The 12,213-nt window shown below is 58.9% G+C and carries 14 protein-coding genes; 7 read left to right on the top strand and 7 right to left on the bottom strand.

Annotated features, from left to right (window positions below; translation table 11 throughout):
• Positions 1 to 22: 22 nt before the first annotated feature.
• Positions 23 to 1,366 (top strand): phosphoglucosamine mutase, encoded by a 1,344-nt coding sequence (glmM, locus tag ACRZ9U_RS12880; protein WP_170393497.1) that lies wholly within the window; start codon positions 23 to 25, stop codon positions 1,364 to 1,366.
• Here glmM and ACRZ9U_RS12875 read toward each other — a convergent pair.
• Positions 1,363 to 2,265: a DMT family transporter gene (locus ACRZ9U_RS12875; protein WP_170405007.1), complete on the bottom strand. Its 903-nt coding sequence runs from the start codon at positions 2,263 to 2,265 to the stop codon at positions 1,363 to 1,365. The two genes, glmM and ACRZ9U_RS12875, sit on opposite strands and share 4 nt — an antisense overlap.
• A 78-nt stretch (positions 2,266 to 2,343) precedes the next feature.
• On the opposite strand from ACRZ9U_RS12875, the gene ACRZ9U_RS12870 reads away from it, so the two are divergent.
• Together ACRZ9U_RS12870 and ACRZ9U_RS12865 are read left to right on the top strand one after the other, a co-directional pair.
• Complete coding sequence (locus ACRZ9U_RS12870) at positions 2,344 to 2,652, top strand: metalloregulator ArsR/SmtB family transcription factor (protein WP_170405010.1); 309 nt, start codon at positions 2,344 to 2,346, stop codon at positions 2,650 to 2,652.
• On the top strand, positions 2,649 to 3,104 hold the full coding sequence (locus ACRZ9U_RS12865) for an SRPBCC family protein (protein WP_170405013.1): 456 nt from the start codon (positions 2,649 to 2,651) through the stop codon (positions 3,102 to 3,104). Before ACRZ9U_RS12870 ends, ACRZ9U_RS12865 begins: the two co-directional genes overlap by 4 nt.
• A gap of 45 nt (positions 3,105 to 3,149) precedes the next feature.
• Here ACRZ9U_RS12865 and ilvC read toward each other — a convergent pair whose 3' ends face one another.
• Complete coding sequence (gene ilvC, locus ACRZ9U_RS12860) at positions 3,150 to 4,172, bottom strand: ketol-acid reductoisomerase (protein ID WP_170393489.1); 1,023 nt, start codon at positions 4,170 to 4,172, stop codon at positions 3,150 to 3,152.
• A gap of 131 nt (positions 4,173 to 4,303) precedes the next feature.
• On the opposite strand from ilvC, the gene ACRZ9U_RS12855 reads away from it, so the two are divergent.
• Together ACRZ9U_RS12855 and ACRZ9U_RS12850 are read left to right on the top strand one after the other, a co-directional pair.
• Positions 4,304 to 4,759, top strand: a complete 456-nt coding sequence (locus ACRZ9U_RS12855; protein WP_170393487.1) for an Lrp/AsnC family transcriptional regulator — start codon at positions 4,304 to 4,306, stop codon at positions 4,757 to 4,759.
• A complete protein-coding gene (locus ACRZ9U_RS12850; protein WP_170393485.1) occupies positions 4,756 to 5,214 on the top strand; it encodes an Lrp/AsnC family transcriptional regulator in 459 nt (152 codons plus the stop codon). Before ACRZ9U_RS12855 ends, ACRZ9U_RS12850 begins: the two co-directional genes overlap by 4 nt.
• On the opposite strand, the gene ACRZ9U_RS12845 is transcribed toward ACRZ9U_RS12850, so the two are convergent.
• Entirely contained in the window at positions 5,211 to 5,912 is a 702-nt protein-coding gene (locus ACRZ9U_RS12845) for a GntR family transcriptional regulator (protein ID WP_170393483.1), read from the bottom strand. The two genes, ACRZ9U_RS12850 and ACRZ9U_RS12845, sit on opposite strands and share 4 nt — an antisense overlap.
• A gap of 232 nt (positions 5,913 to 6,144) precedes the next feature.
• Here ACRZ9U_RS12845 and ACRZ9U_RS12840 point away from each other — a divergent pair, with 232 nt between their 5' ends.
• Entirely contained in the window at positions 6,145 to 7,272 is a 1,128-nt protein-coding gene (locus ACRZ9U_RS12840; protein WP_170405016.1) for an aminotransferase class V-fold PLP-dependent enzyme, read from the top strand.
• Between the two features lie 31 nt (positions 7,273 to 7,303).
• Here ACRZ9U_RS12840 and ACRZ9U_RS12835 read toward each other — a convergent pair whose 3' ends face one another.
• The 3 genes from ACRZ9U_RS12835 to ACRZ9U_RS12825 all read right to left on the bottom strand — a co-directional run bounded on the left by ACRZ9U_RS12835 (position 7,304) and on the right by ACRZ9U_RS12825 (position 9,553).
• Positions 7,304 to 8,500 carry a UbiH/UbiF family hydroxylase gene (locus ACRZ9U_RS12835; protein ID WP_170405019.1) on the bottom strand — a complete coding sequence of 399 codons (1,197 nt, stop codon included), beginning with the start codon at positions 8,498 to 8,500 and terminating at the stop codon, positions 7,304 to 7,306.
• A 72-nt stretch (positions 8,501 to 8,572) separates the two neighbouring features.
• On the bottom strand, positions 8,573 to 8,821 hold the full coding sequence (locus tag ACRZ9U_RS12830) for a hypothetical protein (RefSeq protein ID WP_170405023.1): 249 nt from the start codon (positions 8,819 to 8,821) through the stop codon (positions 8,573 to 8,575).
• Positions 8,822 to 8,908: 87 nt separating this feature from the next.
• Entirely contained in the window at positions 8,909 to 9,553 is a 645-nt protein-coding gene (locus tag ACRZ9U_RS12825) for a pyrimidine 5'-nucleotidase (RefSeq protein WP_170405027.1), read from the bottom strand.
• Between the two features lie 100 nt (positions 9,554 to 9,653).
• On the opposite strand from ACRZ9U_RS12825, the gene ACRZ9U_RS12820 reads away from it, so the two are divergent.
• The gene (locus ACRZ9U_RS12820) at positions 9,654 to 10,301 is read left to right on the top strand and encodes a GntR family transcriptional regulator (protein ID WP_170393473.1); all 648 of its coding nucleotides are present in this window, start codon (positions 9,654 to 9,656) and stop codon (positions 10,299 to 10,301) included.
• Here the strand turns inward: ACRZ9U_RS12820 and ACRZ9U_RS12815 are convergent.
• The gene (locus ACRZ9U_RS12815; RefSeq protein ID WP_480902002.1) at positions 10,258 to 12,186 is read right to left on the bottom strand and encodes a glycosyltransferase family 2 protein; all 1,929 of its coding nucleotides are present in this window, start codon (positions 12,184 to 12,186) and stop codon (positions 10,258 to 10,260) included. The two genes, ACRZ9U_RS12820 and ACRZ9U_RS12815, sit on opposite strands and share 44 nt — an antisense overlap.
• Positions 12,187 to 12,213: the final 27 nt, after the last annotated feature.

Here is a 12,213-nt window from a genome sequence, read left to right as displayed (position 1 = left end):
GGAATTTTCAGGAGACCGACTTATGCGCAAGCTGTTTGGAACCGACGGGGTGCGGGGCACCGCCAACACGCACCCTATGACGGCGGAAATGGCTTTGCGGATTGGCGCGGCTGTGGGGCGGTATTTCCGCCGCGATGCCTCAGGCGTACATCGCGTTGTCATTGGCAAGGATACGCGGCTGTCGGGCTATATGCTGGAAAATGCGCTGACGGCAGGTTTGACCTCGACCGGTATGAACGTGCTTCTGCTGGGGCCGGTGCCGACTCCTGCGGTAGGGTTGATGACGCGCTCGATGCGCGCGGATCTGGGCGTGATGATCTCGGCCAGTCACAATCCGGCGATCGACAATGGAATTAAATTCTTTGGGCCGGACGGGTTCAAGCTGTCCGATCAGGCCGAGATTGAGATCGAGCGGTTGATCGAAGAAGGTGTAAGCCCCGCACAGGCGCAGAATATTGGTCGTGCGCGTCGGGTTGACGATGCACGGTTCCGTTATGGCGAGCGTGTGAAATCATCGCTGCCGCGCAATCTGCGCTTGGATGGGCTGAAGGTCGTGATCGACTGCGCCAACGGTGCCGCGCACCGTACTGCGCCGGAAGTTCTTTGGGAGTTGGGAGCAGATGTGATCCCGGTCGGCATCGCGCCGAACGGCAAGAACATCAACCTCGGATGTGGCTCAACCCAGCCTCGTGTTGCGGCCGAAACCGTGGTTTCACATGGCGCCGATGTAGGTATCTGTCTGGATGGGGATGCCGACCGCGTCGTTGTGATCGACGAAACCGGCGCTGTTGCTGATGGGGATCAGTTGATGGCCCTGTTGGCGACCGCCTGGTCCCGCGCGGATCAGCTGAAAGGCGGCGCCTTGGTCGCCACTGTGATGTCGAACCTCGGGTTGGAGCGACACCTGGCCGGGCAGGGGCTGCGTCTGGAGCGGACCGCCGTTGGCGACCGCTATGTGGTTGAACGGATGCGCGAGGGTGGTTTCAATCTTGGTGGCGAACAGTCAGGTCACATCGTGATGAGCGATTATGCCACAACCGGCGACGGTCTGATGGCGGGGCTGCATTTTCTGGCAGAGATGGTGCAATCCGGCAAGAAAGCCTCGGACTTATCGCGCCAGTTTGAGACGGTGCCGCAATTGCTGAAGAATGTGCGCTTTAGCGCGGGGCAGGCCCCGCTGGAAGCGGCCAGCGTCAAAAGCGCGATTTCCGAGGCCGAGGCGCGTCTGAATGGGCAGGGGCGTTTGCTGATCCGCAAATCGGGCACGGAACCTCTGATCCGGGTGATGGCGGAATGCGAGGATGCCGCACTGCTGACCCAAGTGGTCGATGGGATCGTATCCGAGGTTGAGGCGGCGACAGGTTAACGCCCCAGTAGCATTTTCTGCAGAGTGAACCACTGGCTGATTGCCAGCCCGGTTAGGATCATGGCAAGCGCGATATAGAACCGCAGCGGCAGGGCTTCGGATAGAATCCAGGCCCCGAACACCATCGACCAAACGGGCACCTGATAGTTCACCAGCGTCAGAAAGACGGACCCGGCGCTGCGGGTGATGGATACTCGCAGCAGGGTGGCGAAGGCCGTGGGGACAAGGCCTAGAACGATCAGGGCCAGACTGGGGCGCGTTCCCTGCCACGAGGGAAGCCCCTCGGTTAGCAGCATGATAGGTATCAATAGTACTGCGCCAACCAGCAGCGTCAGGGCTGCCAGAGCCATCGGTTCAATCGGCGGGCAGCGGCGGGTCAGGATCGACGAGCTGGCGTAGCACAAGGCTGCCGTGACGCAGGCCATTTGCGCCAGTGGCTGCGTACCCTGACCCAATTGCGCCAGACCGGGCCCGATCAACACAAGCGCGCCAGAGAAGCCAAGGCAAACGCCGACCAGACGCCGTAGGTTCATAGGCTCATCCGAAAAGAAATGTGCCAGCGGCAGAACCATCAGCGGAATCGCCGCCATGGACAGACCCGCAAAGGCCGAAGGGACAAATTGTTGCCCCCAGCTTAACAGCATGAAGGGAACCGCCGTCGACAGAATGCCGATGAAGAAAATCGAACTCAGAAGGGCTGGTGTCAAACTCGGAATACGCCGTCCGGTAAGGCGCATCAGCACCAGCAGCATAACGGCACCCAATGTGGTGCGCGACGTCGCCACGGTGACCGGTCCATAGCCTTCCAGCGCCATGGCAACCACCATGAACGTCCCGCCCCAGATGAGGCCCAGCGTGAAAACACCGCTCCAATCCTGTTTTGTCGGTTGTTGAACCATTCCATCCACTTATCCCGCGAATCTGACGGTGTCACGCGCTGATATTGACATTAGGTAAGTCATTACTTACCGTAAGCTATGACTTACAAAGAAGTGCTTTCGGCTTTAGGGGATTCGACCCGTCGTCAGGTTTTTGAGGCGGTGGCCAAGCACCCCAGGGCGGTTGGTGATCTGGCAGCGGATTTGCCCGTAAGCCGCCCGGCGGTCTCGCAACATTTGAAGGTCTTGTCCGAAGCCGGGCTTGTCGTTTGCCGGGCCGAGGGAACGCGCCGCATCTATGCCGCCCGACCCGAGGGGCTGGCAGACCTGCGCGCCTGGCTCGAGCAATACTGGTCGGACGTGTTGGAGAATTTCGCCGCCGAGGTAAACGAAGGACGAGATGCATGATCGAACCAATCATCAAGACCATTGTTGTGAACGCAACGCCCGAGTGCGCCTTTGACATTTTTGTAAATCGCATCGCCAATTGGTGGCCATTGGATGGGCACGCTGTCTCAGCGGTGCAAGGCAAGCCTGCGCTGGCAGTTGTGATCGAACCTCATGTCGGCGGTGCGGTTTATGAAACCATGTTCGATGGCGCCCGCGCTGATTGGGGCAAGGTGTTGATCTTCGAACAGGAGGCTCGCCTGGCCTTCAGCTGGCACCCCGGCACCAACACCGACCGCCCCACGCGGGTTGAGGTCCGGTTCGCAGCCCACGGAGCCGGGCAGACCATGGTCACTCTGACCCATTCGGGCTGGGAAGTCTGGACATCTGAGGCGTCGGACAAACGCACCGGTTACGACAGTGGCTGGGATTATGTTCTGGGCGAATGCTACGCAAATGCTGTCACCAAATGAAAAGGGCGGCCACCGGGGCCGCCCTTTCGCTGACAATTGTCAGACTTAGTTCTTTTCTTTGTCGACCATTTTGCCAGCCGAGATCCAGGGCATCATGGCGCGCAGTTTTGCACCGGTTTCCTCGATCATGTGCTCATCGTTCGCACGGCGCGACGCTTTGATGGTCGGTTGGCCTACAGCGTTCTCCAGCATGAAGTCACGGACGAATTTACCCTGCTGGATGTCGTTCAGAACCTCTTTCATACGCGCTTTGGTCTCGTCGTATTTCAAAATACGCGGGCCGGTGACGTACTGGCCATATTCAGCCGTGTTCGAGATCGAATAATCCATGTTGGCGATGCCGCCTTCATAGATCAGGTCAACGATCAGCTTCACTTCGTGCAGACACTCGAAATATGCCATCTCGGGCGCGTAGCCGGCCTCAACCAGCGTTTCAAAGCCGCAGCGGATCAGTTCAACCAGACCGCCGCACAGAACAGCCTGCTCACCGAACAGGTCGGTTTCGCATTCCTCGCGGAAGTTGGTTTCGATGATGCCCGAACGGCCGCCACCGATGGCCGAGCAGTAAGACAGGCCGATTTCCAGCGCTTTGCCGGTCGCGTCGTTGTCGACCGCGACGAGGCAAGGAACGCCGCCGCCTTTGGTGTATTCGCCGCGCACGGTGTGACCGGGGCCTTTGGGGGCCATCATGATCACGTCAACGCCTTCTTTCGGCTCGATCAGGCCAAAATGGACGTTCAGGCCGTGGGCGAACGCGATGGCCGCACCTGGCTTGATGTTGTCGTGGACGTATTTCTTGTACGTCTCAGCCTGCAGTTCGTCAGGCATGGTGAACATAATAACGTCGCACCAGGCTGCGGCTTCGGCGATGCCCATCACCTGCAGGCCTTCCGCTTCGGCTTTCTTGGCCGAGGGGGAGCCTTCGCGCAGGGCGATGACCAGGTTCTTGGCGCCCGAGTCGCGCAGGTTCAGAGCGTGGGCGTGGCCTTGCGAGCCGTAGCCCAGAATCGCCACTTTTTTGTCTTTGATCAGGTTGATGTCGCAATCGCGATCGTAATAGACGCGCATTTCGCCGGTCCTTTCAGTTTCGATTGATGTGCTTCTATCTTGCGTGATTGCTATTGGCGATAGGGTTTGGTTTGGGTATTTGACAAATAGATGAAGAATAATTCTTCTATTGAACAAAATGTGAAAAAATCATGCTTGATGATGTTGATCGACGTATACTGCGCCACTTCCAGGCCGAGCCAAGCCTGACAACGGCAGAATTGGCTGAGCGATGCCGCATCACTTCGGGCGTCTGCTGGCGCCGGATCGAAAAGATGCAGGCGGCAGGAGTGATCGAGGGGCAGGAAGCCGTTATCGACTGGGCCGCCTTGGGCTATGCGGTCGAGGTCTCTTTGCGGATCACGCTGGACAAGACGCAGGCACGGGCGTTCGACGAATTCACGGCGGCGGCGCGGAACGTGGCCGAGGTGATCGAGATCCAGACCTTCCTTGGCCGGGTGGATGTGCGCCTATCGGTGTTGGCGCGAGATATGGCGCATTATCAACAGGTCTATCGCGATCGCATTCTGACCCTACCGCACATCGCCGATATCGAAGCCCTTATGCATATCGCCCGAGTCAAACGGGATGAGGTGCTGCCGGTATGATCGAACTGGATGAGATCGACCGCAGAATTCTGCGCGCGCTGGTGCAGGACGCGACCCAAAGCGCGGGGGCTCTGGGGCGCCGCTTTGGCTTATCGCAGCCTGCGACCTGGCGGCGTATTCGTCGACTGGAAGAAGCAGGCGTGATCAAGGGGCGGCGGCTGCGTCTGAATGCCGAGGCCCTGGGTTTTGGAGTGACCGTCTTTCTCGGCGTGAAACTTGCGCGAAAAGGGCAGGTCAGCCTTGAAGATTTCGAGCGCGCCGTCAGCGCCATTCCCGAGGTACAGACGGTTGAGCATGTGCTGGGTCTTTATGATTATCGCTTGCGCGTCGTGGCGCGGGATCTGGCAGACTTCGAACGGGTTCTGCGCCGAAGGGTGATGACCTTACCAGGGGCCGGAGAGGTCGAAGCCAATGTACTGCTGAGCGAAGAACGCCTGCCCGGGCCGATCGGTTAGTATTTAGTGCGGATGCGGAACCCCGGATGATGGGTCATGCGGGCGAAAGTCATCGGTTGCCCGTCCTTCCACGTGGTCCGTTCCAGCTGAATCATCGAAGTGCCAGTGGTCGTGCCCATGAAATCAGCTAGACGATTGTCCGCCGAGATCGCGCAAAAGGCGATTTCAGCTTCGGTGAACGGGGCAGCATTCAACAACCATTCGTGTGGGCCACTTTTGTTGAGGTCGGCTTGCTCGACCTCGGGCACGGCTTCGATATTGATCCAGCGTTCTTCAAGCTGGAAGGGGCGGTTGTCTGCATAGTGCATGCAGATCACGTGCAGAACGCGCGCGTCCGGTTCGACATTCAGTTGCGAGGTCAGCCAGCCGGGGCTGTAGACCACGTTCCGTTCCACCAGAGCATAGCGATAGGCTGAGTTTTGGTTCTCAACCGCTTGTCTCGCAAGTGAAATTTCAAGCTTGGCTTGTTTGCGTGGTTCTTTCTTGACCCGCGTTCCGCTTTTGCGCTTGCGCTCGACAAAGCCCTGTTCAGCGAGCTCCCTCAGCGCCCGGTTCACCGTGGCGCGGGCACAATTGAACTCTTCCGCTAATTGGGTTTCGGTGGGTAAAAGCGAGCCCTGAGGCCATATGCGGGATTCAATCCGCCGCTTTACCTCGTCTCGAACGACTTGAAAACTAATCCGCTTTTGCGCAGTCACGAGTAAAATTATCCGTTCTTGTTCAAAGTGTGTGTATCTGTTCAGAAACACGCTAGGGTGTAAAGGGGACCTGACTCTGGTTGGCGTCATTTCTGCTAATTGTGGCATGTAAAAACTCAAAATGAAATTTTTGGCTGTGGGTTACTTAGGGTCAACTTCAGGCCGCGTTTGACGCTTTACCGAGCGCGCAAGACAAGGCAGAACAAAAAGGACCCAATAGAAAGGATGCGTCATGCCGGCACTACTGAATACTGTTGACCCGGGCGGGCTGGAGGAGTTCTCGGTGGTTTTTACCGACCGTTCTCTGAACCATATGTCTGCAAGTTTTCAGCAAGTCATGCGCGATATTTCGGCAATGCTGCGTGAAGTTTACAATGCTGAAGGCGTTGCGGTCATTCCCGGCGGAGGCACCTACGGGATGGAAGCTGTCGCGCGACAGTTTGCGCGGGGTGCTGATGTGCTTGTCGTACGCAATGGGTGGTTTTCATATCGGTGGAGCCAGATCATCGAGTCAGGTGATCTGACATCGTCGACCACCGTTCTCAAAGCGCGCGAAACCGGCAATTCCAGCCCGTCACCTTTTGCTCCGGCCCCGATTGATGAAGTTGTGGCAACAATCCATGAGAAACGACCGGGTATTGTCTTCGCGCCGCATGTTGAGACCTCGGCCGGAGTGATTCTGCCTGATAATTATGTGACAGCGATGGCCGCTGCTGCGCATGAGGTGGGGGCGTTGATGGTGCTGGACTGCATCGCCTCGGGCTGTGCCTGGGTCGATATGAAGGCCACCGGAGTGGATGTGCTGATCTCGGCTCCGCAGAAGGGGTGGAGCGCAACGCCATGCGCCGGTCTTGTCATGCTATCCGAACGCGCCGAGGCACGACTGGCCGAGACCTCATCCGATAGCTTCGCGATAGATTTGAAGAAGTGGCGCCAGATCATGCAGGCCTACGAGAATGGCGGTCATGCCTATCACGCCACCATGCCGACGGATTCTCTGCTTTCCTTCCGCGACACAATGGCCGAGACGCGCGCGTACGGCTTCGAAAAGCTGCGCGCAGCGCAATGGGCGCTAGGTGATGGCGTCCGGGCCTATCTTAGGGACAAGGGCGTCATGTCGGTTGCTGCCGAAGGGTTCGGCGCGCCCGGTGTGGTGGTCAGCTATACAGCAGACCCCGAAGTGCAGAACGGCAAGAAGTTCGCGGCCCTGGGCATGCAGATCGCAGCCGGCGTACCGCTGCAATGTGACGAACCCGAAGGGTTCAGCACCTTCCGTCTCGGCCTGTTTGGCTTGGACAAGCTGTATGATGTTGACGACACGATTGCGCGCCTGAAACGGGTTCTGGATCAGGTGCTGTAATAGCGTGGCGGGCAGAAGTCCGCCCTGCGGTTCAGCGGACGCCGAGGCCCATTTGCATTAGCGTCTTGCGCACGGGTGGTAGGGAATAGAGCGCATTCAGCCCCATCGCTCGTGCGTCGCGCAGCGGACGCGCTTCGATCATCGAGGCGCGGTTCAGCAGGTCGATGCCTTTGACGCGCAGTTCGATCTCGGTATGGCGGGCCTTGTGATAGGAATCCAGCATCTGCGCATCGCCTAAGCCCTCGGGCCGGGCTTGCGTCAATTCCAGCAAGCAGCGCAGATCGCCCAACGACATGTTCAGCCCCTGCGCACCAATAGGTGGCACCACATGCGCGGCCTCGGCCATCAGCGCGATGCGTTCACCCGACAACCGTTCCGCCGACTGGCTGATGATCGGCCAGATCGTCCGGCGTGAGGCCAATTTCAGCGGTCCAAACAGCCCGCAAGAGCGTTCGGTCATGGCGGCTTCGAACGCGTCGGATTCAAGGTTTAGCAGTTCAACGGCACGTGGCCCACGCTCCATCCAGACAATCGCCGAGGACGGTTGGCCTTGCCAATCGGGCAGGGGGACCAATGTGAACGGCCCGCCCGAGCGGTGAATCTCGGTCGAGACATTGTCGTGCGGGATAGGATGTGTGACGGCGAAGGCGAGGGCCTTTTGGCCGTAGCGCGTGGTTTGAACATTGATCCCGGCAGCTTCGCGCATTGGTGAACTGCGCCCGTCAGCGGCGATTACCAGTTTGCAGCGGATGCGGGTGCCGTCGCTCAGGCCGACTCGTGCCTCATTGGTGCGGGTGAACAGGCTGACCGTACCGGTGCCGGGGCGGAAATCGACATTCGGCAGTTCGGCTAGTCGCGCCACCATCTCGCGGCGCAGCAGCCAGTTGGGCAGGTTCCATCCGAATGGCTGGTCCGAGATATCGGCGGCGTTGAAATCACGCACGACGCGCGGTTCGGGCACATCGCCACCCGCATCCACGATGCGCATGATCTGCAGGGGCGCGGCGTGGGCATCCAGCTTGGCCCAAAGCCCGCATTGTTCCAACAGACCGTGGGCAGGCTGCAAAAAAGCGGTGGTACGCAGATCCGATCCGTCCACGTCCCGCTCGGTGATCGGAGGGGTGGGATCGACGCAGACTACGTCGAACCCGGCAGCGCCAAAGGCGGCGGCGGCGGTCAATCCGGCGATTCCGCCGCCGGAAATCAGGATGTCACAGCTGTCAGTCATGAGTATGTCTCCGTTGCCGCAGACACTAGTGCTGTTGCGCGGTGGGCGCCAAGTGACATCCTGTCTCGTGCTTTATCCCCGAGAGATCAAAATCAGGACAAGGAACATCGTCGGCACCAGCATCAGGGCAGGAATATAAAGACCCGGCAGGCCGAACAGAAGGATGGAGCAGCCCCACATGCTGACCAGCGCCGCGGCTGTATAATAAAGGTCTTCAGCTTCGGCATTGGCCGCGTCCCGGGCCATCCAGCCAAACACGGGAATTGCAAACAAAAGGCGCTGCCAAAGAGGCAGGCGCTGAGGCATCTCAAGCGCGGTCATTGGGGTCTCCGATTCTGTTCGTCGCTGAGCTGCATATGGGGTCAATTCTGCACCTGCGAAACGAACAGATCGTCGCAGTGTGACAGCCTATCGCAGGCGACCCAGAAACCCGGTCAGATCATCGGTGTGATGGTGAATATGGTCAGCCTCGTGCGGGTCAGGCGCGACGTGTACGGTGCGCATTCCCATCTCGTGCGGGGCGGCCAGATTGCGTGGATCATCTTCGAACATGGCGGCTTTCGCGGTATCGATTCCATCCTGCGCAAAGATCGCCTCGAACGCGGCTTTTTGCGGCTTGGGGCGATAGCCTGCGTGTTCTACGCCATAGATCGCGTCGAACAGCCCAATCAGACCGCGTGCCGCCAGAACGCGCTCGGCATAAGGTGCAGATCCATTGGTATAGACGATGCGTCGCCCGGGCAAAGCGCGGATATGTTCCGCCAGCGCAACATCGGGTTCCATATGGCTCATGTCCACCTGATGCACGGCGTGCAGATAGGGATCGGGGTCCAGATCGTGCTCTGCCATCAGGCCCGCGAGTGTCGTGCCGTATTCGCGCCAGTAATGCGAACGCAGCCGGTCGGCCTCGGGGCGGTCGACGCCGATAGCTTGCACGACGTAATCCGTCATCAGCACTTCGATCTGATCGAACAGGCGCATATGCGGCGGGTAAAGCGTGTTGTCTAGATCGAACACCCATTGGGTGACATGGGAAAAGGCAGGTTTGACCATGCTTTGGGTTTAGGGCGATGGGCTGCGGTTTTCAATGCCGCACTTGATCGGGGGGGCGTGTGGCGGCTAGACAGGTCCGAACGAGGAGACAATTCAGCCGATGCCCCAATCCAAACAGTCCAATACGGACGCCTATAGCCTTATTCTCGAAGCGATAGACGTCGGTGTCTACAAGCCTGGTGATCGGCTGGTGGAAAGCGAACTGGCCGAGCGGTTTGGCGTTTCGCGCACTCCGATCCGCGAGGCGCTGCAGCGGCTGGAAACGCAGTCGTTGCTGGAACGGGACGGGCGGTCGTTGATCGTGGCCTCATTGGACCACAACCAGATGGCCGAGCTTTATGTTGTCCGGCGTGAATTGGAAGGGCTGGCCGCACGTCTGGCCGCAAAACACGCAACCGAAGAGGAAATTCGGGTCCTTCGGGACATGGTGGTGGCTGACAATGAGTTGATCGGAGATCCTGTTGCGCTGTCGCGGGCCAACCGGAGATTTCACGAACAGATTCACCTGGCTTCGCATAACCGCTATCTGGTGCAGCAGCTTGATCTTGTGCATCGGACCATGGCCTTGATGGCGACCACATCGCTGGCCGCAGAAGGGCGTGGCGAGATTGCGCAGAGCGAGCACAAAGGCATCGTGGACGCGATTGCGGCGCGAGACGAGGACGCGGCGGCCAAGGCGTTGCAGGATCACATTTCGGTCGCTTTCATGACGCGGCTGAAACAGGATGCGATCCGGCGCGAGAAATAGCGGGCTCACGTTCCTCGACCGCATGCCCGTGCTGGGTCTTGTCCCAGAAGAACGGATTGACCGCCAGTTCCCACAGGCCTTTGTAGGCCGCCAACACGCCCAGCGGATAGTAAAGCACCATGCTCGGCACCCAGGGTAGCAGGAACCTGCGTTTGCCTGCGATGACACCGCAGATACCCACCAATAGGTTGGCGGCTTCGGCGACGAGAAACAGAACCACGCAGGCAGTCAATAAACCGGGTGCCAGGATTGGTTGATACAGGTGGGGCAGCCCGAAAAAGATGGGCCAGAACGCCCACAGAAGCGGGGCCAGAAGGAATTGACCCAGTGTTCCCAGAAAAAAGGCCTGTAAGCCCAAAAAGCGCAGCAACCCCAGATCGCGCAGCAATTGGCGTGGTGCGCGCATATGCACCAGATAGGTTACCATGAACCCCTTCAGCCAACGCGAACGCTGCTTGACCCATGGCCAGGCGCGAAAGTTCGCCTCTTCATAGGTCGTGGTGCTGACGATCTCGGTCCGATATCCGGCACGGCTTAGGCGGACACCCAGATCGGCATCTTCGGTGACATTATGGGCATCCCAACCGCCCAGTTCGACCAGCTTGTCACGGCGAAAAAAGAAGGTTGTGCCGCCCAGCGGAACGACCAGACCAATTCGCGCGATGCCTTTCAGGACGACGCGAAACCAGCCGCTGTATTCGATGCTAAAACAGCGCGACCGCCAATTGGTGCGCGGATTGTAGTAGTCTAGAATACCTTGCAGGCACACCACTTCCTTTGGGGCGTTCGCGAAATGGCGGACAACGGTTTCAATCTGATCGGGTTGCGGCGCGTCTTCGGCATCCCAAACGCCCAAAATCTCTCCACGGCAGAAATCCAGCGCATAGTTCATCGCACGGGGCTTGGTGGTCAGGTCACCCCGAGCCGGCACAACAATGGCGCGCATCCAGGTTGGCAGTTCTATTTGCCTGAGCGCCTCATTGGTTACGTCATCCCGCTCTTCCAGCACCAGAATGACATCCAGCAACGCTTTGGGATAGGTCAGGCGGCGCAGCCGGGCGATCAGGTCATCGGCAATCTCGCGTTCCTTATATAGCGGCACCAGGATCGAGACGCGGGGTAGGCGAAGTGACTCAGAGGTCTTTGTTGTTGGCTCAGATTTTTCTCGCCATAGATAAGCAATGAGCCCCGAGAGCCTGAGAGACAAGAACAGCCCCAGAGTCAGCAGTGCAAAGCCCAAAAGAAGGCCGAGGCCAACTATCGGGAAACAAACACAGAGTGCCGCGAGCAGGATAAATCCAATGATCGGCCCACGGCGCGTCTGGGCCGACCAATTCCTGCAGCTTTGCCGCGCCTCAACGCGAGTTTCTGCAGCTTGTGCTAGCGGTTGAGCATATTGACGAGCGATGGCAGCATCGATCTGCTCGGGTCCTGCCAGAACCGGGATGATCGTGTAACCGTGGCCTTTCAATGCGTCTGCCACTGCGTCAAATGTATCTGGCCTGGCTGTAGCGATCAGCAGGATTGGCCCCACACGCATCCAGGGCAGTACATTGTGGTCCAACCAAAACTCGACCGGTTCGAGCAAGCAGAGGTCTGCGGCAGGTGGTACCTGCGCAAGATCGGCGATCTGAAGGCCGGTTTGGTCAGACAGCGCAGAGAGAACCTGCGCACGGCTGGCCCATCCTTCACTGACCAGTATTTCCCCCAATGGCGCGTTCTGGAATACTTGCATCCGCAGGGCGCGCGCCAACTGGTCGGATGTGATGATGCCTTGTTCGACGAGACATGTGCCGAGCGGTTTGCGCGAATGCGGCCCGGGCACAGGCTGCGCCAGTGTCTGACGCTGGAGATTCAATTCGACCATAACGAAACCCTGCCGCATGTAACATCCGGCAGGGTTGCTTAGTCA

The organism is Ruegeria sp. D7 (assembly GCF_056534355.1).
The sequence above is the reverse complement of the archived record's forward strand: the minus strand, read 5'-3'. Positions and strand labels throughout refer to the sequence as shown.

Excerpts from the sequence above, each read along its gene's own strand:
- glmM (WP_170393497.1), top strand. The coding sequence starts at position 23 with ATGCGCAAGCTGTTTGGAACCGACGGGGTGCGGGGCACCGCCAACACG.
- ACRZ9U_RS12875 (WP_170405007.1), bottom strand. The coding sequence starts at position 2,265 with ATGGTTCAACAACCGACAAAACAGGATTGGAGCGGTGTTTTCACGCTG.
- ACRZ9U_RS12870 (WP_170405010.1), top strand. The coding sequence starts at position 2,344 with ATGACTTACAAAGAAGTGCTTTCGGCTTTAGGGGATTCGACCCGTCGT.
- ACRZ9U_RS12865 (WP_170405013.1), top strand. The coding sequence starts at position 2,649 with ATGATCGAACCAATCATCAAGACCATTGTTGTGAACGCAACGCCCGAG.
- ilvC (WP_170393489.1), bottom strand. The coding sequence starts at position 4,172 with ATGCGCGTCTATTACGATCGCGATTGCGACATCAACCTGATCAAAGAC.
- ACRZ9U_RS12855 (WP_170393487.1), top strand. The coding sequence starts at position 4,304 with ATGCTTGATGATGTTGATCGACGTATACTGCGCCACTTCCAGGCCGAG.
- ACRZ9U_RS12850 (WP_170393485.1), top strand. The coding sequence starts at position 4,756 with ATGATCGAACTGGATGAGATCGACCGCAGAATTCTGCGCGCGCTGGTG.
- ACRZ9U_RS12840 (WP_170405016.1), top strand. The coding sequence starts at position 6,145 with ATGCCGGCACTACTGAATACTGTTGACCCGGGCGGGCTGGAGGAGTTC.
- ACRZ9U_RS12835 (WP_170405019.1), bottom strand. The coding sequence starts at position 8,500 with ATGACTGACAGCTGTGACATCCTGATTTCCGGCGGCGGAATCGCCGGA.
- ACRZ9U_RS12830 (WP_170405023.1), bottom strand. The coding sequence starts at position 8,821 with ATGACCGCGCTTGAGATGCCTCAGCGCCTGCCTCTTTGGCAGCGCCTT.
- ACRZ9U_RS12825 (WP_170405027.1), bottom strand. The coding sequence starts at position 9,553 with ATGGTCAAACCTGCCTTTTCCCATGTCACCCAATGGGTGTTCGATCTA.
- ACRZ9U_RS12820 (WP_170393473.1), top strand. The coding sequence starts at position 9,654 with ATGCCCCAATCCAAACAGTCCAATACGGACGCCTATAGCCTTATTCTC.
- ACRZ9U_RS12815 (WP_480902002.1), bottom strand. The coding sequence starts at position 12,186 with ATGCGGCAGGGTTTCGTTATGGTCGAATTGAATCTCCAGCGTCAGACA.